16 protein-coding genes are annotated in these 19958 nt (G+C 68.9%); 10 read left to right on the top strand and 6 right to left on the bottom strand.

The features are described 5' to 3' along the window. Positions 1-170: 170 nt before the first annotated feature. On the bottom strand, positions 171-3278 hold the full coding sequence (locus GC106_RS41560) for an AfsR/SARP family transcriptional regulator (RefSeq protein ID WP_173141694.1): 3108 nt from the start codon (positions 3276-3278) through the stop codon (positions 171-173). A gap of 159 nt (positions 3279-3437) precedes the next feature. After that, positions 3438-5720, bottom strand: coding sequence for a tetratricopeptide repeat protein (locus GC106_RS41565; RefSeq protein ID WP_173141695.1), 2283 nt, complete (start codon positions 5718-5720; stop codon positions 3438-3440). 449 nt (positions 5721-6169) lie between these two features. On the opposite strand from GC106_RS41565, the gene GC106_RS41570 reads away from it, so the two are divergent. Beyond that, positions 6170-7339 (top strand): beta-1,3-glucanase family protein, encoded by a 1170-nt coding sequence (locus GC106_RS41570; RefSeq protein ID WP_312873302.1) that lies wholly within the window; start codon positions 6170-6172, stop codon positions 7337-7339. A 43-nt stretch (positions 7340-7382) separates the two neighbouring features. Here GC106_RS41570 and GC106_RS41575 read toward each other — a convergent pair whose 3' ends face one another. Beyond that, a complete protein-coding gene (locus tag GC106_RS41575) occupies positions 7383-7931 on the bottom strand; it encodes a hypothetical protein (RefSeq protein ID WP_173141696.1) in 549 nt (182 codons plus the stop codon). Continuing rightward, entirely contained in the window at positions 7928-8620 is a 693-nt protein-coding gene (locus tag GC106_RS41580; RefSeq protein WP_173141697.1) for a MerR family transcriptional regulator, read from the bottom strand. Before GC106_RS41580 ends, GC106_RS41575 begins: the two co-directional genes overlap by 4 nt. A gap of 98 nt (positions 8621-8718) precedes the next feature. Here GC106_RS41580 and GC106_RS41585 point away from each other — a divergent pair, with 98 nt between their 5' ends. Beyond that, on the top strand, positions 8719-9177 hold the full coding sequence (locus GC106_RS41585) for a hypothetical protein (protein WP_173141698.1): 459 nt from the start codon (positions 8719-8721) through the stop codon (positions 9175-9177). A gap of 11 nt (positions 9178-9188) precedes the next feature. On the opposite strand, the gene GC106_RS41590 is transcribed toward GC106_RS41585, so the two are convergent. After that, positions 9189-9986 carry an alpha/beta fold hydrolase gene (locus tag GC106_RS41590; protein WP_173141699.1) on the bottom strand — a complete coding sequence of 266 codons (798 nt, stop codon included), beginning with the start codon at positions 9984-9986 and terminating at the stop codon, positions 9189-9191. Positions 9987-10285: 299 nt separating this feature from the next. Here GC106_RS41590 and GC106_RS41595 point away from each other — a divergent pair, with 299 nt between their 5' ends. From GC106_RS41595 to GC106_RS41630, 8 genes are all read left to right on the top strand, one after another. Then, positions 10286-11737 carry an amidase gene (locus GC106_RS41595; RefSeq protein WP_173141700.1) on the top strand — a complete coding sequence of 484 codons (1452 nt, stop codon included), beginning with the start codon at positions 10286-10288 and terminating at the stop codon, positions 11735-11737. Between the two features lie 469 nt (positions 11738-12206). Continuing rightward, on the top strand, positions 12207-13190 hold the full coding sequence (locus GC106_RS41600) for an ArsR/SmtB family transcription factor (RefSeq protein ID WP_173141701.1): 984 nt from the start codon (positions 12207-12209) through the stop codon (positions 13188-13190). 250 nt (positions 13191-13440) lie between these two features. Further along, complete coding sequence (locus GC106_RS41605) at positions 13441-14196, top strand: DUF2382 domain-containing protein (protein WP_173141702.1); 756 nt, start codon at positions 13441-13443, stop codon at positions 14194-14196. 187 nt (positions 14197-14383) lie between these two features. After that, complete coding sequence (locus GC106_RS41610; protein ID WP_173141703.1) at positions 14384-15952, top strand: ABC transporter substrate-binding protein; 1569 nt, start codon at positions 14384-14386, stop codon at positions 15950-15952. Beyond that, positions 15919-16938, top strand: coding sequence for an ABC transporter permease (locus tag GC106_RS41615; RefSeq protein ID WP_312873303.1), 1020 nt, complete (start codon positions 15919-15921; stop codon positions 16936-16938). Before GC106_RS41610 ends, GC106_RS41615 begins: the two co-directional genes overlap by 34 nt. After that, complete coding sequence (locus tag GC106_RS41620; RefSeq protein WP_173141704.1) at positions 16931-17815, top strand: ABC transporter permease; 885 nt, start codon at positions 16931-16933, stop codon at positions 17813-17815. Before GC106_RS41615 ends, GC106_RS41620 begins: the two co-directional genes overlap by 8 nt. Beyond that, positions 17809-18729 (top strand): ABC transporter ATP-binding protein, encoded by a 921-nt coding sequence (locus tag GC106_RS41625; RefSeq protein ID WP_173141705.1) that lies wholly within the window; start codon positions 17809-17811, stop codon positions 18727-18729. The genes GC106_RS41620 and GC106_RS41625 overlap by 7 nt, the downstream gene beginning before the upstream one ends. A gap of 41 nt (positions 18730-18770) precedes the next feature. After that, positions 18771-19376 (top strand): ABC transporter ATP-binding protein, encoded by a 606-nt coding sequence (locus GC106_RS41630; RefSeq protein ID WP_312873304.1) that lies wholly within the window; start codon positions 18771-18773, stop codon positions 19374-19376. On the opposite strand, the gene GC106_RS41635 is transcribed toward GC106_RS41630, so the two are convergent. Then, on the bottom strand, positions 19366-19905 hold the full coding sequence (locus GC106_RS41635; protein WP_173141707.1) for a hemerythrin domain-containing protein: 540 nt from the start codon (positions 19903-19905) through the stop codon (positions 19366-19368). The genes GC106_RS41630 and GC106_RS41635 overlap by 11 nt on opposite strands. Positions 19906-19958 lie beyond the last annotated feature (53 nt).

Consider the following 19958-nt stretch of genomic DNA (forward strand, 5'->3'; position numbering starts at 1 on the left):
CTCAAAGCGACCAGAAGGACCAAGAGCCACAACCCAAGGCAACCTGAAGGACCAAGAGCCACAACCCAAGGCGACCAGAAGGGGCAAGAGCCACAACCCAAGGCAACCTGAAGAACCAGGAACCACAACCAACCCACGGCGTTTCGCACCGGATTGGACCACCGGAAACGTTAAGCCTCATCCAATAACGACTGCATCTGCCGGGCACGCTGCTCAGTCAAACGCTGCCCACGTTCCTGCGCGAGCCGGACAGCGTGCGTGATGTAAACCCGTGCCTCATAACGGTGTCCCAGCGCGAGCTGCACGTACGCCAACTCGGTCAACGCTCGTGCTTCAAGCAAGAGTTGCCCACCGGTACGCAGCTTGATCAGTGCCTGCTCGCTGTACGTCAAGGCCAGCTCCGCGTCACCTGCTTCGCGGTGGGCGCCCGCCAGCCCGATCAGGATGGACGTTTCGCCGTACCGGAAGCCGATTCGCCGGGCCAGGCGCAGCGCCTCGGTGTAACCGGTGATCGCGCGCAGGAAGTGGCCTCGTCTGCTGTGGACGGTCGCGATGATCTCCAGCGCGCCGGTTTCGCTGCGCCGGTCGCCGATCTGGGTGCTCAGGCGCATCGCTTCGTCGGCGTGGGCGAGTGCCGTGTCGTAGTTCTCCCGGTCGCAGTGGATTTCGGCGAGGCAGACCAGCGTGATGAGTTCGCCGAAGCGTTCGCCGATCTCCCGGCAGTAGTCGAGCACCTGGTGTTGCAGCCGGACCGCCTTGTCGAGTTCGCCGAGGTTCCAGTAGGCGATGCCGAGTCCGTTCAGAGCACGGAAAGCCGCCGCCTGGTTTCCGGTTTCCCGGCTCAGCGCAAGCGATTGCTCGTGCCATTCCAAGGCGGTCGCCGGACGTCCTGACGACGTGTGCGCGACGCCGATGTAGTTCAGCGCGAGGATTTCCGCCAGCTGGTTGCCGGTCCTGCGGCTGGCGTCCAGTGCCTTACGGTGGCAGTCCTCGGCGAACTGGGGCCGGCCTTGCTGGATGTGGATCCGGCCGAGGTTGTGCAACGCCTGCGCGGCGGCGTCCAGGTCCGCGATCTGTTCGGCGACCGCCAGCGCCTGCTTGTGGTAGTCGATCGCCCGCTCGTAGTCGCTCAGGTTGTACGCCATCAGGCCGAGTACGTCCAACATCGAGATCTGCGCGGACGGTTCCCCGGCTTCTTGTGCCGCGCGGAATGCGGCTTCGAACGCGGTGAGTGCTTCCCGGGCGTAGCCACGAGCCTGCAGATATCCGCGCAGCACGTCGACAAGCCGCCATGCGTACGGGCGAAGCACGGGATGGGACGCGGCCCAGGTCACGACGGCGACGAGGTTGTAGCGCTCCTCGTCCAGCCACCGCAACGCGGTCGTCTCGGTCAACGGCGCGGGGTGGACGGTGGGATCGGGCAACGGCAATCGCGGTGTCGTCGGGTACAACAGGCGTGCCGCGGCATTCGCCGTGTGCAGGTAGAAGTCCGCCAGCCGGGTCAGTGCTTCGGTGGAGTCCGGTACGCGCTGCTGCGAGAGCGCGTACTCACGGATCAGGTCGTGGAACTGGTACCGCTCACCGGATTCCCGGTGCAGCAACGCGGCCGCCGTCAACCGGTCGAGCGCACGGCTGGTCTCCGGCACCGGTTCGCCGAAGAGGGCGGCGGCCGCGCCTACTCCGATGTCCGGGCCTGGGGCGAGGCCCAGCAAGCGGAACAGCACCTGGTCGGATTCCCTGAGCCGCAAATAGGAGTGGTCGAACGCGACGCGCACCGCGGACGCCTCGTCGCCGTCGATCGCGAGTTCCGGGAGCCGCCCGGACTGCTTCATCTCCTCGACGTACTCGGCGATTCGCCGATGCGGGTTGGCGGCCAGGTTGGCTCCGGCGATCCGCAGGGCGAGCGGCAGGTTCGCGCACGCCGTCACCAGGTCCAGCAGCGCGTCCGGTTCGGCCTCGGCTCGCTGGGTCCCGACCAGTTCGGTGAGCACCGCGGCCGATTCCCAGTCCGTCAGGACATCCAGCGGCAGATGGTCCGCTCCCGGGTTGACGACCAGGCCACGCAGGTCGCTGCGACTGGTGATCAGCACGTGGCAGCCGGGGTCGGCGGGCAGCAACGGCCGCACCTGCTCGGCGTCGACGGCGTTGTCAAGCACCACCAACATCCGCTTGTCGGTGAGCAGGCTGCGGTACAGCGCCGCCTGGTCCTGTAGGTCGGCCGGGATCTCGTCGCGGCCGACGCCCAGTGCGCGCAGGAAACGGCTCAGCACGGTGGCGGGAGCCAACGGCGGGTCTGCCGCGTAGCCCTGCAGGTTCACGTACAGCTGGCCGTCGGGGAAACGGTCTCGCACGATATGCGCGAAGTGCAGGATGAGCGCGGTCTTGCCGATTCCGGGCGGCCCGGACACGACCGTGATCGGGCCGCGCGTCTCCATCAGCCGGTCGATCGTGTCCTGCCTGCCGACGAAGTCGCGCAGGGCCGCCGGGAGCTGGTTGATCGGCGCGGTCGTGGCGGGCTGTCCGTCGCGGTCGATCACCGGCTGGTCGGCCAGGATCGTGCGCTGGATCTGCTGGAGCCGTGGCCCCGGGTCGATGCCCAGCTCGTCGCGGAACTTCCGGTGCACCGTGCGGTACGTGTCCAGCGCGTCGGCCAGCCGGTCGGAGCGGTGCAGCGCCTGGATCAGCTGCACCCAGAACTGTTCCTGCCAGGGGTGTTCCTTGGTCAGCTGGACCAGTTCGCCGATCACTTCGCGGTGCCTGCCCAAGTCCAGGTGCACCTGGATACGCCGCTCCACGGTGCGCAGCCGGTCCTCCGCGAGTTCGGCGACGGCCTCCCGCTGCAACGACTCGGAGGGCACGTCGATGAGTGCCGGGCCACGCCAGCACGCCAGCGCGTCGTCCAGGTTGGTCAGCTCTTCGAGCAGGTCGCCGGACCGGGCTGCCTGCCGGGCCGCCATCGTCAGGTCCCGGAACCGCAACAGGTCGAGCTGGCCGGGCCGGACGTTGATCAGGTATCCGTCCGGGCGGGTCTCGATCAGTGAGTCGTCACCGAGGATCCGCCGCAGCCGCATCACGTACAGCTGGACGCTCTTGCGCGCGGTGGCGGGCGGACGCTCGCCCCACAGCCGCTCGCCGAGCTGGTCCATCGACACCGTGGCGTTGGCCTGCAGCAGCAAGGTCGCCAGCAGAACACGCAGCTTGGGCCCGTTGACCGCGACACGTTCGCCGTCGCGGACGACCTCGAGCGGGCCCAGTACCCCGTAACGAAGTTCGGTCATCATCCCCAGCATCGCTCTTGACCCGGAAAAACGTTCACCACGCTGCGTGTTCTCGCTAGGCGGAGGGTAACGGCCGAATGGCGGAGCAGGGCGGAGATCAACGCAACAGCCGTGCAGTCGTGCTGTTGCCCGCTGGAAACCGGCGCGTTGACGGTGGCACTACGCGCGCACTGTGGCCAGCCACTGTCCGGGCGTCGTCGTCGCCAGCTCGGCCGATTCGCGGGCTTCGGTGCCGTCGATCAGCTGCCGGGCTTCGGCCCAGTGCGCCTCGGCCGTGGCCGGGTCGTCGGTGACGGTCGCGGCGGCGAGGTCACGCAACGTCCGGGCCTGCCACAACGGCAGGTCCAAGGCCGCCCACAGGTCCAGCGCCGAGCTCAGGGTCTGCCGCGCCGCGGCCGGATCGCCGGACGCCAGGTGCAGTTCGCCGAGGGTGCGGGTGATCAGTGCGACGCCGAACCGGTCCTGCCTGCGGGTGCACGTTTCCAGGGCTTCGGCCAGCGTCTTGGCCGCCTCGGCGTGCTTGCCGATCCGCAGGGCGGCCTTGGCCCACGACTGACGCGCGTACGCGGCTCCCAGGTCGTCGCCGAGCTCGTCAAGGATGGTCACGGCCTGGGCGGCGAGATCCGCCGCGGCGGCGTACTCGCCGACAGCACGGTGGCAGAGGCTGAGGCCACGCAACGACAACGCGGCACCGCGTTGGTCACCGGCCTTCTGGTACACCTCGATGCAACGCTGGAACTGGGCTGTCGCCGCGGCGATGTCGCCCTTGTCGCGGCTGATCGCGCCGAGACCGTAGTTCGCGACCGCCACGACGCCGAGGTGGTCGATCTCCTCGCCCAACACGGCCGCCGCACCCAGGTCGATGACGGCGGCGTCCGTCACCGCGAGTTCACGGTTGACGGTGCCCATGCCCACGAGGGCGGCGGCCAGCGTGGTGTCGTCGCCGATGACCGCGGCGAGTTTCGCGGCCCGCCGGAAATGGGTGAGCGCCGCGGGGAAGTCGTCCTTTTCCGCGTGCAGCTGGCCAAGCCCGGCGAGCGCGGCCGCTTCGGCCTGCTGGTCGCCCACCGCGCTGGTCACCTCAAGAGCGACCTCCTGGGTGCGCTGCCATTCGTCGAACTCGTTGCGTGCGGAGAAGGGCGTGGCCAGCGACGAGACCAGCGAGACGATCGTGTTGTAGTTGATCCGCAGCTCGTAGGCGCGTTCCACCATGCGCACGACCGCGGCGGACTCCGACTTGAGCCACTCCGCCGGATCGGCCCGGACCTCCCGCACCAGCGCCGGGTCGACCGTGATGTCCGGCAACGTCACCGGGCGCAGGGACACCGTGATCCTGGGCAGGTCACGGCCGCACTCGTTGATCAACATCATCCAGGTGGCCATCGTGCGGGTCACCGCGGCGGCCATGCCGACACCGGACTCGTGCTGCTCGGCGCCGAACAGCTGGACCAGGTCGTGCAACCGGTAACGGACCCGGCCGATCGCGTCGACCCCGGCGACTTCCAGCAGCCGCAGGTCGACCAGGTGCTCGACGATGTCCTCGGCTTCCCGCGGGGACACGTCCAGCAACGGCGCCACCGGCCACCAGCCGAAGTCCGGCAGGTCGAGCACGGACAACAGGTGGAACGCCCGGCGTTGCCGCTCGTCGAGTTCGGCGTAGTTCAGCCCGAGGCTGGACCGGATCGCCAGGTCGCCGACGGTCAGCTCGTCCAGCCTGCGGTGCTCGTCGGACAGCCGGACGACCAGCGACTTCAGCGGCCAGTGCGGCCTGGCCAGCAGCTTCGCCCCGGCCGCGCGGACCGCGAGCGGCAGGCCGCCGCACAGTTCGACGATGCGCTCGGCCTCGGCGCGCTGGCTTTCCACCCGCTCGGCGCCGATGATCAGGCTGAGCAGCTCGATCGCCGAATCCATGGCGAGGAAGTCCAGTTCGAGGGACTCGGCGTTGTCCAGCCCGGTCAGCCGGGACCGGCTGGTGACGATGACGAGGCTGCTCCGGTCGCCCGGCAGCAACGGGCGCACCTGGTGCTCGCCGCGTGCGTTGTCCAGCACGATGATCAGCCGGCGGCCGGCGGCCCTGGCTCGGTACTGCTCGATGCGTTCGTCCGTGCTGACCGGGACGGCGGACGCGGGCACCCCCAGCGCCTGCAGGAAACGCCCGAGCACTTCGTGGGCGTCGACCTCACGGCCGGTGGCGCCACGCAAGTCGGCGAACAGTTGACCGTCCGGGAACTGGCCGGTCAGCTTGTGCGCGGCGTGCACGGCGAGCGCCGACTTCCCCACGCCGCCGAACCCGGAGACGACCACCGTGCGCTTGCCCTGCTGCGTGCCTATCCGCAGGATCGCGGCGACGTCCGCGTCGCGGCCGGTGAACTCGCCGACGTCGGGCGGGAGGTTGCGCGGCAGGAGGTTGTCGTCCGGCTGGACGCCAGTCGGGGTCTCCACTGGTTACCCGAGCCCATGCGGCCGGGTGGGACGCCGTTCCCCACTGCTCGAGCGTGTGGACACGGCCCTCACGATAGCCCTCCAGCGCTCGTGCCGACCGCGGTGGCTTCGTCGAAGTTGCACACGTCGTCATTCCCCCAAGCCGGAACCTGACGCGGAATTGTCCCACAACTGGCCGCCTCGGCAACCTCCCGGTCGCGGGCGTCCGTCCGTGTATATGTACCTGACGAAAGCGTCGTGCGCCGATCTGTCGCTGACAGTTCCGGATGACGGTGGCGTTGCGTGCGCGTAAACGTTGACACATCGGTCTTCGACCATGATCCTATGAGAGCGCTCTCACGTCACTGACGGGAAAAGCGCACGTCAGCGCCCTGGAAGTACCTGCCCGGTGCCCGGCACCGCCCCTGCAGAGGGCGCTGACGAGGCTCCGACCCTGAGGAGAACAGCAGGTGCTCAACAAACGGAAAGTCATGGCGATTCTCACCGCGGCGGCGTCCGTCGCCGCCGGAATGACAGCCTTGGTCACCAGCGCGCAGGCCGTGCCGGAGACCATCCCGCTTGTCATCCAGAACAGTTCCGGGCGCAGCGATCCGGTGTACATCTACAACCTCGGAACGCAACTGTCGTCCGGGAGGCAAGGCTGGGCCGACGCGAACGGCACGTTCCACGCGTGGCCGGCGGGCGCGAATCCGCCGGCGCCCGCACCGGACGCGGCCATCCCCGGGCCGGCCAACGGCCAGACGAAGACCATCCAGATCCCGAAGTTCTCCGGCCGGATCTACTTCTCCTACGGCCAGAAGCTGGTCTTCAAGCTCGCCACCGGCGGCCTGGTGCAGCCCGCCGTGCAGAACCCCGGTGATCCCAACGTGAACATCCTGTTCAACTGGTCCGAGTACACGCTCAACGACTCCGGCCTGTGGATCAACAGCACTCAGGTGGACATGTTCTCGGCGCCGTACGCGGTCGGCGTGAAAGGCGGCGACGGTCAGGTCCGCACCACCGGCCACCTGAAACCAGGCGGGTACGCGGCCGTGTTCAACGGCCTGCGCTCGCAGGGATGGGGCAGCCTGATCCGCGACAACGGCTTGCGTGCGTTGTCTCCCGGCCATGGTGTCGGCGTCGGTGCGTTGCCCGCCAACGTGATGAGCGACTACATCGATCGCGTCTGGTCGCACTACACGACCAACACGCTGACGGTCACGCCCTTCTCGAACCAGCCGAACGTCAAGTACTACGGCCGGGTCTCCGGCAACACCATGACGTTCACCAACTCGTCCGGCGGGGTCGCGACCTCGTTCCAGAAACCGGACTCGGACAGCGTCTTCGGCTGTTACAAGCTGCTGGACGCACCGAACGACCAGGTTCGCGGGCCGATCTCGCGCACGCTGTGCGCCGGGTTCAACCGCTCCACCCTGATCGTCAACCCGAACCAGCCGGACCCGAACAACGCGAACTTCTACCGGGACTCGGTGACCAACCACTACTCCCGGCTGATCCATTCGCAGATGGTCGACGGCAAGGCGTACGGCTTCGCCTTCGACGACGTCGGCGCGCACGAATCCCTTGTGCACGACGGCAACCCGCAGCAGGCCTCCATGACGCTGGACCCGCTGAGCTAGCCGGAACCGGCGGCGGCCTGGCCGCCGCCGGTCCGTGTCGACCTCACTGGATGTCCGCCGTCAGCCTGGTTGAGATCGCCTTCACCGCGGCATGCGGATCGTCGGCCCGGAAGCGGATCGTGGTCACGCCGTCGACCGGCTCGCGGAGCACGAGCGTCACGTCGGTCTGGTTGCCGATCACGATGTTCAGCGTGTCGTCCGTGCGGTCGATCGTCGGTCCATTGTGGTCTTTTCGATGCACGCGCGCGGACCCGATCGACGACAGTGGCACGCGCAGCTCGAACATCGAACCCTCCCGCAGCACAAGGGTGTCGCCGGTCAGGTAGTGCGGCCAGGTGACCATGACCGCGCCGATACCCACGACCTGCAACAGCGTGAGCACGTCGATGACGTGGATCCACCACCATGGCACCAGCAAGCCGACCACGGCCGTTTCCAGAGTCAGCGCGCCTGTCAGCACGACGATCATCGGTATCTGCTCGCGGGCGTATCCGATCTCGACGTCCGACGGGCCCAATCCCTTCCTGCGCCGCCTGATCCACCACCACAGGCTCGCCAGGCCGTGCCACTGGGCCAGCAGAAGCCTTCTCATGACCGCATCGCCTGCCGGAGCACCTCGGCCTGCGCGGGCTTCAACGCCTCCAGCACGGCGACGCTGAACGGATGGTCCAGGTCCACCTCGGCGGGCATCAGCCCGGCCGGGATGGCACGGGCCAGGTCGGCCGCCAGCGGGGCGACGCGGGGATCGTCGGCCGGGGCGTCCGCCAGTTCCTCCAGCCGCCGGGCCAGTTCGGCGCCGAGCCGGGCGTCCGGGGCGTGGTCCCGCAACGCGGAGACGACTTCCGCCCGTTCGGGTGCCATGTCCAGCAGCGCGAGCAGTTCGCGCTCGAGTGCGGCGATCTCGCCGGGCGGTGCGGGCATCCCGGCCAGCAACGCGGTCACCTCGGGGGAGACGGTCGAGGACTGGTCGATCAGGACAGCGAGCCGGGCCCGGCGCTCGCGGATCGCCGCCTCCTGGCGAGCCAGGTCCGCGTCCAGCGCGACGAGGAGTTCGTGCAGGTCACGGCCCTGCTCGTCGGCCAGGGCATCGCGTACCTCGTCCAGGCTCAGGCCGAGTTCGGTGAGCCGGCGGATGCGTGCCAGCACGATCACGTCACGCAGGCCGTAGTCGCGATAGCCGTTCGCGCGCCGCGCGGGTTCCGGCAGCAGGCCGCGGTGGTGGTAGTGCCTGATCGCCCGCGTGGAGAGCTGGACCAGGTCAGCGAGTTCCCCGATGCGCATGCGGCCAGTAAAGACCTTGACGCTACGACAAGGTCAAACCGCCCGTCAGGCATTACCGTGGAGGAATCCATGCACCAGCGTCGGTGGTGGAGGTGCCGATGGGACTGTGGCGACTGGGACCGCGGCGAAAGGCCAGGGCGGCCGAGCCGGCAGGCGACCTGGCCGGTCGCTTGGCGGCCTTGATCGATCTGGTCGACCAGGGCATCAGGGCCCAGCCCAACGCCGAGGAGACGATTGCCGAGTGCTGCCGCCCTGGCACGCCACCGGCTGACGTCGCCCGTCGCGGCGGCCGGATCGTCAGCGAGTACGCCCGGCTGCACCGCGACGCCACGGACCTCGGCTGCGCTCCCGGCTCCTTGCAGGAGCGTGTCGCCGAGCTGTTGCTCTACCACGCCACGACTGTCGAGGACTGCATCAGGCTGGCGTTCTCCAAGTTCTGGAGCCCACATGCCCCGCGCCACGGCCACTCGCACAGCGGCCTCGGCGAGCCTGCTCGCACGCTGCGTGAATCCCGTGTCGCGCTTCAGATGTGGCTCGACGAGGTGCGAGCCGGTTGACGGGCAGCCGGTCAGGATCGCGGGCGTGCACCGAGGAAGTCGGCGGTCCGCCCGGTCCACGTCTGGATCTCCGGCACCGAGGTCGCGATGTGCAGCCGCGAGCCGGGGATCAGCTCGTGCAGCCGCCGTGCGGTCCCCACCGGGTGCAGCGGATCGGTCTCCCAGGTCGTGATCAGCGTCGGGATGCGCAGCCGCGCGACGAGCTCCTGCGGTGGCAGGTCGGACTGGCCGATGCCGCGCAGCACCGACGGCAGCAGCTCGTCCGGGATCTGCGGGGTGAGGTCGAACTTGGGGTAGTCGGCGAAGATCGGCAGCGGATCGGCCTCGGCCCACGCCGTGCGCCAGGCAGGCCCGCCCAGCCGCTCGATCTCGTCCGCGGTGTCGGAGTACCACTGCCGCGCGAGGACCGGGCCGTCCTCCCAGGCCACCGGCGGGATGATCAGCACGAGGCTGCGGAACCGTTCCGGAGCGATCACGGCCGCGTGTAAGGCCATCGCCGCGCCCCAGGAGGACCCGGCGAAGTCGATCGGCTCGTCGATGCCCGTTTCGTCCAGCAGCCCCAGCAGATCCAGGGCGACGTTGGCGAACGTGTAGTCGGCGGCGACCGGGCGGCCGGTGGATTCGCCGTGGCCGCGCTGGTCGAACGTGAGCAGGCTCCGACCGGCTGACAGGGTGTCGAAGTCGAACAAGTGCATGCGCCGCACGGCATCCCGGCTGAGGAACACGCCGTGCGCGTAGCCGAGCGGCGTGCCCTCGCCGGTGTGCTCGTAGGCGATTGTGGCGCCGTCGCGGGTGAAGTAGCGGTCCATCGGTTCCTCCCTGTTTGTTGTCATCCCATCGTCCCCAGAAAGTGGCGGGAAATCAGTGGGCGATCGGGACCATCGACGGTCAGCGGGCAGGAATTGAGACGTCCATCCTGTTGCACGATGCGGCGTTTCATGGCCTGTGCGGGTGGAGTTGGCCCACTGCCGGCGCTGTGACCTGCGGTGGGTCACCTTCGGTGGTGGACCGAGTGCGCGACTTCGTCGGTACAAGTGGCCCGTTCGGTCTCCCTGTTGTGCGAACCGGAATTTCGTGTCCTCTGTGGCAGGTCGATAGCTTCGGATTCATGGAGTGGAGCTTTCAGACGGCCGAAGAACTCGTTGCCGCGTTGCGCGCCGGTGCGGTGACATCGGTGGAACTGACCGACGAGGCGATTGCCCGTATCGAGCGCGACGACAAGGTGATCAACGCGATCTGCGTGCCGGACTTCGACCGTGCGCGGGCCGCCGCACACCATGCCGACCAGGCCCGCGCGCGTGGTGAGGACCGGCCGCTGCTCGGCATTCCGGTGACGGTCAAGGAGTCGTACAACATCGCCGGGCTGCCCACGAACTGGGGCATGCCGCCGCACCGGAACTACATGCCGGCCGAGGACGCGGTACAGGTGTCGCGGCTCAAGGCCGCGGGCGCGGTGGTGCTCGGCAAGACCAACGTGCCGTTGGGGCTACAGGACATCCAGAGCTTCAACGAGATCTACGGCACCACCGTCAACCCGTGGGATCACGGTCGCACGCCGGGCGGATCCTCCGGCGGGTCGGCGGCGGCCCTGGCGTGCGGGTTCGGCGCATTGTCCATCGGCTCCGACATCGCCGGCTCGCTGCGCACCCCGGCGCATTTCTGCGGCGTCTACGCGCACAAGCCGACGGTCGGGCTGGCGGCGAACCGCGGTATGGTCGCGCCGTCCGAACCGGCATTGCCGGTCGACCTGGACCTCGCCGTGGTCGGTCCGATGGCGCGCACCGCCCGCGACCTCATGCTCCTGCTCGACGTGATGGCCGGGCCGGACCCGCTGACGCTCGGCGTGGCGCACCGTTTGGCACTGCCGCCCGCCCGCCACGAGCGGCTCTCCGATTTCCGGGTCCTGGTCCTCGACGAGCATCCGCTCATTCCGACCGGGGCCGCCGTGCGGGCGGGCGTGAACCGGGTGGCCGACGCGCTCGTCGACGGCGGCGCCCGCGTCGAACGGCACAGTCCGCTGCTGCCCGATCTGACCGAAGCCGCGACGCTCTACATGCAGCTGCTGATTTCGGGCTCTGTCGCGCGTTTTCCCACCGAATCGCACGAGCAGTTGCGGACCCGCGTCGCCGGGCTGAGTGCGGACGACCAGAGTCTCAGCACGACGCGACTGCGCGCCATGGTGTTCAGCCACCGCGACTGGATGGACGCCAACAACCGCCGCGAGCTCCACCGCCACGCCTGGCGGCAGCTGTTCACCGAGTTCGACGCCGTGGTGTGCCCGATCACGCCGACGCCCGCGTTCCCGCACGACCACACCCCCAATCCGTTGGACCGGCGCATCGACATCGACGGCGTCGAGTACCCGTACTTCGACCAGCTCGTCTGGGCGGGCCTGGCCACCATGCCCGGCCTGCCCGCCACCGCCGTACCCGCGGGCCGGTCCCCCGAGGGCCTGCCGGTCGGCGTGCAGCTCATCGGCCCGGCGTTCGAGGACCGCACCCCGCTGCGGCTGGCCGAACTGCTCGAGCAGAAGGTCGGCGGCTTCCAGACACCGAAGTAGGGCGTACTTCGACACCTGGTCCAAGATCGGAGCGGTTCGAGGTTGCCGGTGTGGCGATTCGTGATCTGCCGGTCTTGACTTCGGGCGCGGGGCAGCCCGGGCATTGCGGAGTCCTCGCGCCGAGGGGGCGGTGGTGGTGCCGAGCGTGGTGGGGGGCGGTGCGGGAGACGTACGGGCTCCTGACGGCCGCCCTGCGCGAGCCGGTCTCGTGACCGGTTCACGATACGGGTAGTAGAACGCAGAATGATCGGATGATCAGCCGGGTTTCTTCACGGGTTTCAGCCAGACGTGAACGCCGATGCGGTGGTCACGTGATCATGGGACAATTGCGGCGGTAGCTGACGCGCCGATGTCCGCGGAACGACAGCAACTTGTCGCCCAGCGGATATCCGCCGCCGGATCATGGCGATTATCGTTCTGCCTGCCGGCACGGGGGGTGTCGGCGCACTACTCGTGTGCAGGGGGACAAGTGCTGCGCATCCATTTCACCGCGGACGATCTGGCCAGGATCAGGGTTCGCGCCGAACCGCATCCACTGTGGGAAGTCCTGCTCAGCATGCATGTGCTGCAGGCCGGTCACGGCGCGCTCGTGTTCGAGCCGTGGCGCAGGCAGGCACGGTCGTCGATGCGCCCGTCGGCGGCCGTTCTGGCCACGCTGGCGCGGCCGAAGGGCTATTCACCGGACTTCCTCACGCCTACTGTGGACAGTCCCGATCTGGAGGCCGCGCTGGACATCCTGCTCGGCACCGGCAAAGCGGCGCTGCGCATGGACATCCAGCGGCTGGCGAGCGAGACCACGCTGCCGACGTGGGCGGCCGGTATCGCCGACGGCGACGTGTCCGCCATGCGCCAACTGGCGAACAGCATCCGCCGTTACCACCAGGACGTCCTGCGGCCGCACTGGCAGACGATCCGCGCGCACATCCGGGCGGACCGCGACAAACGCGCCGAACTCACCACGGACTGCGGAATCGAGAGCATGCTGACCATGCTGCACCCGTCGATGAAGTGGCGTGCGCCGGTCCTGGAAGTGGAGTATCCGGTCGACCAGGAGATCCATCTCGACGGCCGCGGCCTGACCTTGCTGCCGTCGTTCTTCTGCTGGCAGAAGCCGATCACCCTGGCCGACCCGGACCGGACGCCGATCCTGGTCTACCCGGTCGAGCGGGAACTGGGCTGGTCCGGGCCGGTCGCCGGGCAGCGGTCCGCGCCCCGGCCGGAATCGCTGGTCGCGTTGCTGGGCCGGACCAGGGCGACCGTGCTGCGCACGATCGCCGAAGCGCCGCGCGTCAACACGTCCGAGCTGGCCAAGGCGATCGGCATCTCCGTCGCGGGCGCGTCCCAGCACACCACTGTGCTGCGCGACGCCGGGCTCGTGATCACCCACCGCTCCAACGGATCCGCCGTGCACAAGCTGTCCTCGCGGGGCGCGAGCCTGCTCGCGGTCGGTTGACGTCACTCGGGAAAAACCCGCGTTCGAGTCCGGTGTCACCCACAGGGCTCCCTTGTACCCGTTGGGGTGTCATGCGTATGCCCGGACAAAACGCGGATAAACCACACATCCTGACGGTCTTGTGCTCGCCGTCTGTGGCGGTTGCGTGGGTTGCCGACAGGTGCCGGTCCCGGCCCGGTTGCGAGCCGGCGGTGCACGGTGGACTGTGGACTTCCGAACGTTGTCCTTTATAGACACGGAAGGTGAAGCCATGGGACCGCAGGAACTCGTCGGCAGCGAGGTGTACGACACCCGCGGGGAACGCGTGGGCCGGGTCGCGACGGTGTACCTGAACGAGGAGTCGGAGCAGCCGGAGTGGGTGACCGTCCATACCGGCCTGTTCGGGCACAAGGAGAGCTTCGTGCCGCTGGCCGGCGCGCAGACGGCGACCGACGGGCTGCACGTGAACTGGGGCAAGGAGAAGATCAAGGACGCCCCCCGGATCGACGCGGAGGGACGGCTGTCCGCCCAGGAGAGCATGCACCTGTACGACTACTACGGGATTCCCATGCAGCGCGCCGGTGGGCGCGGTCAGCAGCGTCAACAGGGGCAGCAGGGTCAGCAGGCGCAGCAGCGCGGCCGTCAGGGTGACCAGACGATGACCCGGTCCGAGGAACAGCTGAAGGTCGGCAAGGAACGCGTCGAGTCCGGCCGTGTTCGCCTCCGCAAGCACGTGGTGACCGAGGAGCAGCAGGTCACGGTCCCGGTGTCGCACGAGGAGGTCCGGATCGAACGCGAACCGGCCGACCCCCGCCGGGCAGGCCAGACCGACATCGCCGAGGACGAGCAGGAAGTGGTCCTGCACGCCGAGCGGCCAGTGATGGGCAAGGAGTCCGTCCCGGTCGAACAGGTCCGCATGCACACCGAGGAAGTGACCGAACAGCAGCAAGTCAAGGGCAAGGTCCGCAAGGAACGCATCGACGTGGACCCCGCGACCGACACGCGCGGGAGGGACACCAAGCGGTGACCCCCCAATCCCGTGTCCACCATTCCGGCACCATGAAATCGCACTGAGCGAAGTCGCACCGGGACGAAGCGCACTGGGACCGGCAGCCAGGAGCGGCGAGAGAGTCCCGGGTGCCGGAATGGTGGACACGCGCGGGCGTGAGATGCGACTTATTGCCAAATAGTGGCTACTAGGTTGAGATGGCCGTATGCGTACGGTCGTCGGTCTTGTCCTGCTCGCCGCACTGGCGGTGGCGGGGTGTTCGGTTCCGCAGCAGGGGCCCGCCGGGCCGCCTTCCATCGTGATCGGCGCCGGTCAGGAGCCGGACAACCTCAACCCCATCCTCGGCTACGCGCCCGACGGCGCCGCGAAGGTCTTCGACGGCCTGGTCGACCGGGACGCCGGGCTCAGGCTGACACCCCGGCTGGCCGAGCGGCTGCCGGAGGCCACGGCCGACGGGCTGACGTGGACGGCGAAGCTCCGCCAAGGGGTCAAGTTCTCCGACGGCACGCCGTTGTCCGCGCAGGACGTGGTGTTCACGTACAAGTCGGTGCTGGACCCGAAGGTCAACTCGACGATCGCCTCCCGGTACGACGCACTCGCCGAGGTCAGCGCGCCCGACGACAGCACGGTCGTCTTCCGGCTGAAGTACCCGTACGCGCCGTTCGGCCAGTTCCTCACGCTGGGCATCGTGCCGCGCAAGGCATTCGACGGCCAGGACATCAACTCCGCACCGTTCAACACCGCGCCGATCGGCACCGGGCCGTACACGGTGGACCAGTGGCGCAAGGGCGACCGGATGGTGCTCAAGGCCAACGAGGGCCACTGGGACAAGGCCCCGGCCATCAAGACCGTCACGTTCGTCTACGTCACCGACGACAACGCCAGGGCCACCAGGATGGCGTCCGGCGAGTTCGACGCCACCGTCCTGCCGCCGAGGCTGGCCGGGACGTACACCGGCAAGGCCGGGTACAAGCTCGTGCGCAACCCGTCCGCCGACTACCGCGGCCTGGGCATCCCGTCGGCGCTGCCGTTCACTTCGGACCCCAGGGTCCGGGTCGCGATCAACACCGGGATCAACCGGCAGGCGATGATCGACACCGTGCTGGCCGGGGCGGGCAAGCCCGCCGCGACCCCGATCTCGCCCTATCTCACCGAGTGGTACGACCCGGCGGCCAAGTTCGACTTCGACGCCGGGAAAGCGGGGGCGTTGCTGGACGAGGCCGGATGGCGGCTCGGTTCGGACGGCAAGCGCGCCAAGGACGGCCGGCCCGCGCGGCTGCCGATCCTGTATCCGGCCGAGGATTCGCTGCGCAAGGACCTGGCGCTGGCGGTCGGCAGTGACCTCGCCAAGCTGGGCATCGACGCGCCGGTCGAGGCGACCACGTTCGAGCTGATGTTGCAGCGCCAGAAGGAGACCGCTGCGGTGTGGGGCGGCGGCGACCCGTACGACCCGGACAGCGCCGCCTACACCCTGCTGCATTCCCGCTACAGTGGACAACCGGGTTACGTCAACATGACTCTGTACAACAACTCCCAGGTCGATGCGGCGCTCGACACCGCACGCAGGAACCTGGACCCCGGGGTCCGCAAGCAGGCGTACCGGGACTTCCAGCAGGCGTACATGGCCGACCCGGCGTGGGCGTTCCTGGTCTTCCTCGACCACACGTACGTCATGCGCGACAAGTGGAACGGCATCGAGGAACAGGTCGAGCCGCACGACCACGGCACGGTGCACGCCGTGTGGTGGAACATCGAGCACTGGTCGCCGAAGTGAGCGGCACCGGAGTGACAAGCGGCATCGGCAAGCTGGTCCTGCGGCGGCTGCTGTTCGCCGTCCCGGTCCTGCTGGTCGTCAGCTTCGGCCTGTTCGTGCTGGCCAAAGCGTCCCCTTTCAACCCGGTCGAGCGGTACTTCGGGGTGCGGATCATCGGCGCCGATCCCGAGCGGGTCGCGCAGATCCGGGAGAACTGGGGCGTGGACAAGCCCGTGGTGGAGCAGTACACCGCCTGGCTCGGGCACGCGGTCACGGGCGACTTCGGCGATTCGCTGTCCCTGCAGCAGCCCGTCGCCCAGGTGATCGGTGATCGCCTGGGCTGGTCGATGTTGTTGCTGGCGGTCAGTTTCGGGCTGGCCCTGCTGCTCGGGCTGGCGCTGGGCACGCTGGCCGCGTGGCGGCAGGGCGGCTGGCTGGACCGGGCGATCACGTCCGGCTCGTACGTCCTCGAAGCCGCGCCGGTGTTCTGGCTCGGCCTCGGCGCGCTGTTCATCTTCGCGCAGCAGTTGCAGTGGTTACCGGGCGGCGGGCTCACCGACGCCGACCAAGCGCTTGATCTGGGGCAGTTGGTCCGGCACCTGGTCCTGCCCGCGGCCGTGCTGGCGATCTCGCAGGCGCCGTGGTTCGCGTTGTTCGTCCGGCAGAACCTCCTGGAGTCACTCACCCAGGACTACGTGACCGGCGCGCGGGCACGTGGTCTGCCCGACCGGACCGTGGTGCTGCGGCACGCGCTGCGGACGTCCCTGTTGCCGTTCATCACGTTGCTCGGTGCCCGGCTGCCCGAGTTGATCAGTGGCGCGCTGCTGGTCGAGACGGTGTTCTCGTGGCCGGGGATCGCGAAGGCCACTGTGGACGCCGCGCTGAACGTGGACTTCGCCCTGCTGGGCGGCCTGACCTTGCTGGCCACCGCGGCGGTTCTGCTGGGCAACCTGATCGCCGACGTGCTCTACGCGCTGGCCGACCCGAGGGTGGGATTCGATGGTTGACACGACTTGGCGGCGGGTCGCGCGATCGAGGATCGCGGTCGCCGCGGCGCCCGGATCGCCACGGGTACGCCTGCTTTCCTCGGCCGTCATCCTGGGCGTCATCGTGCTGGCCGTGATCGTGGTTCCGGCGGTGGTCAACCTCAATCAGCAGTTCGTGGATCTCGCGGCGGCGAACCGCCCGCCGAGCCTGGCGCATCCGTTCGGCACCGACGAACTGGGCCGGGATGTGTTGCTGCGCTGTATCTACGGGCTGCGCGTCTCGCTGATGGTCGGCATCGTGGCCGCGGTCGTGTCGACGGTCCTGGGCACGCTGGTCGGCGTGCTCGCCGGTGCCGCGGGCGGCTGGGTGGACCGGTTGCTGATGCGCGCGGTCGACACGGTCGCGTCCGTGCCGCACCTGCTGCTCGGCGTGGTGATCGTCGCGGTGCTGGGCCCGAGCCTGACCTCGGTGGTCATCTCCATTTCGCTGACGCACTGGCTGTCGTCCGCGCGGATCGTCCGGTCGGAGATCCTTTCGTTGCGCGGCAGGCCGTTCGTCGACGCCGCGATCGCCGGCGGTTCGTCCCGGCTGCGCGTGATGGGCAGGCACCTGCTGCCCAACGTGGCCCCGCAGGTGCTGCTGGCCACGACGTTGATGATCCCGCACGCGGTGTGGCACGAGACCGCGTTGTCGTTCCTCGGACTGGGGATGCCGCCGCACATGGCCAGCATCGGCAACATGATCAACGACGCTCAGCGTTCGCTGCTGACCGGAGGCTGGTGGATGTCCCTGGCGCCCGGGCTGATGCTGGTGGTCGCCACGCTGGCGATCTCCGGGCTCAGCGGGGTCTGGCGGGACCGGCTCAACCCACGACGTCGTTCGGAGTTGTCATGGTAGGTCTGACCGTCGACTCGTTGTCCGTCCGGTTCACGCTGCCCGACGCCCGGGTCGCCGCGGTGAGCGACGTGTCGTTCTCGCTCGCCCCAGGCGAATGCCTCGCTCTGGTGGGCGAAAGCGGTTGCGGCAAGTCCGTTCTGGCGAGCGCGTTGCTCGGGTTCCTGCCGGGCAACGCGGAGGTCGCGGGCAGCGCGATGCTCGGGCCGCTGGACCTGCTGGCCGCGTCCGACCAGGTGCTCAGCCAGCAGGTCCGTGGCAGGCAGATCGGGCTCGTCCCGCAAAGCCCGGCCGCACACCTCACGCCCGTGCGCACGGCCCGCGCCCAGCTCGACGAAGCTCTGCGCCACCTGCACCCCGCGGAAACCCGGCCGTCCGCGGACGAGGTCGCGAAACGGGCCGGGCTCCAGCCCGCGGACCTGGACCTGTACCCGCACCAGCTGTCCGGGGGAATGGCACAACGAGTGGCCACGGCGCTGGCACTGGCCGGCGACCCGTGGATGATCATCGCCGACGAACCGACCACCGGCCTCGACCGCGCGTTGGTGGACGCCTTGGTGGCCGAACTGCGGCTGCTGGTCGCCGACGGCCGGGCAGTCCTGCTCATCACGCACGACCTCGCGGCGGCCCGGCGCGTGGCCGACCGGATCGCGGTGATGTACGCCGGCCGTCTCGTGGAAGTCGGTCCGGCGCACGAGGTTCTCGACTCACCGCGGCACCCCTACGCCCGTGGCCTGGTCGATTCGTTGCCCGACCGGGCCTTCACCCCGATCCGAGGACTGCCTCCCGTGCTCACCGACCTGCCGCCAGGCTGCGCCTTCGGTCCGCGCTGCGACCGTGTCACCGCCGAATGCTCCGACAGTCCACAGTTGACCGTGCTGAACGGTCACGCCGTCGCCTGCCACAACCCATGCTGACCGCTTCCGGGATCACGGCGGGATACCATCCGCGCCGGCCAGTGATCACCGACGTCGACCTGACCGTCGAGTCCGGCGCGACCGTGGGCCTGGCGGGCCCGAGCGGCAGCGGGAAGTCCACTCTGGCCAGAGTGCTGTCGTTGCTGCACAAGCCTTTCGCCGGATCGGTCAGCATCGACGGGACCGTCGTCGGCGGGTTCCGGTACCGCGCGCCCCGGCAGTACCGCACGAAGATCGGCGTGCTGTTCCAGCAGCCCCGGCTGTCGGTCGACCCCCGGATGACCTTGCGCCAGGTCATCGCCGAACCGAGTCGTGCCAACGGCAAACCCGACCGTGTCGACGAGCTGTCCGGCCTGGTCGCCCTGACACCGGATCTGCTCGCCCGGCGAGCACACGAGGTCAGCGACGGCCAGCTGCAACGGGCATGCCTGGCCCGCGCGTTGGCGCTACGCCCGGCCTATCTCGTGTGCGACGAGATGACCACCATGCTGGACGCGTCCACGACAGCTGCTCTGGTGGCGGTGATCCGGGACTACCAAAGCGAGACAGGCGCGGGCGTGCTGGCCATTTCCCACGACACGGTGCTGCTGGAGCGCTGGGCCGACCGTGTCGAACAGATGCGGACCGAACGGATGCCTACCGGCTGATCGCGTCCCTGACCAGGTCGCGGACCCGGTCCATGATCGCGGTCGGCGGGCCGAGCAGCAGGTTCTGTGTGGCGCTCTCCACCCCGGGGTGCGGCCTGGTCGGCGCGACCTTCTCGGCCAGCTGCGCGGCGGTGCCCATGGTGTTGAGCCGCTCCTGGCTGAGTTCCTTGCGCAGCAGCGGGAACTCTTCCCGTTCCTCGTGTTCGGCGTGCGCCAGCACGTCCTCGCGCAGCTGCACGAGCAGGGTGTCGAAGCCTTCCCTCTCCGGGCCGACCTTGTCGAGCGTGGACAGCAGCTCCTTGGCCCGGTGCTCCTCCGCGATCCGTGCCTCCGCCACCGCCTGCCCACCCTGGAGCCGCCGGACCTCGGGGTGCACGACGACCTCCTCGGCCGCCTCGTGCACCGCGAGCAGCCGGATCAGGTCATGGAACAGCTCCTTGCGCCGCTTGTCGTCCGTTGCCGACTCGATCTCTCCGAACAGCGTGCGGATCTCGGCGTGCTGCCGCTGAAGGAATTCGATGACGTCCATATGGCCCGAGTACCCAGCGGAAACGGGCTCGAACGTGGGTGTGAGTCTTCCTA

Origin of the sequence: Kibdelosporangium persicum, from assembly GCF_013280595.1 — a bacterium.
Lineage (GTDB): Bacteria > Actinomycetota > Actinomycetes > Mycobacteriales > Pseudonocardiaceae > Kibdelosporangium > Kibdelosporangium persicum.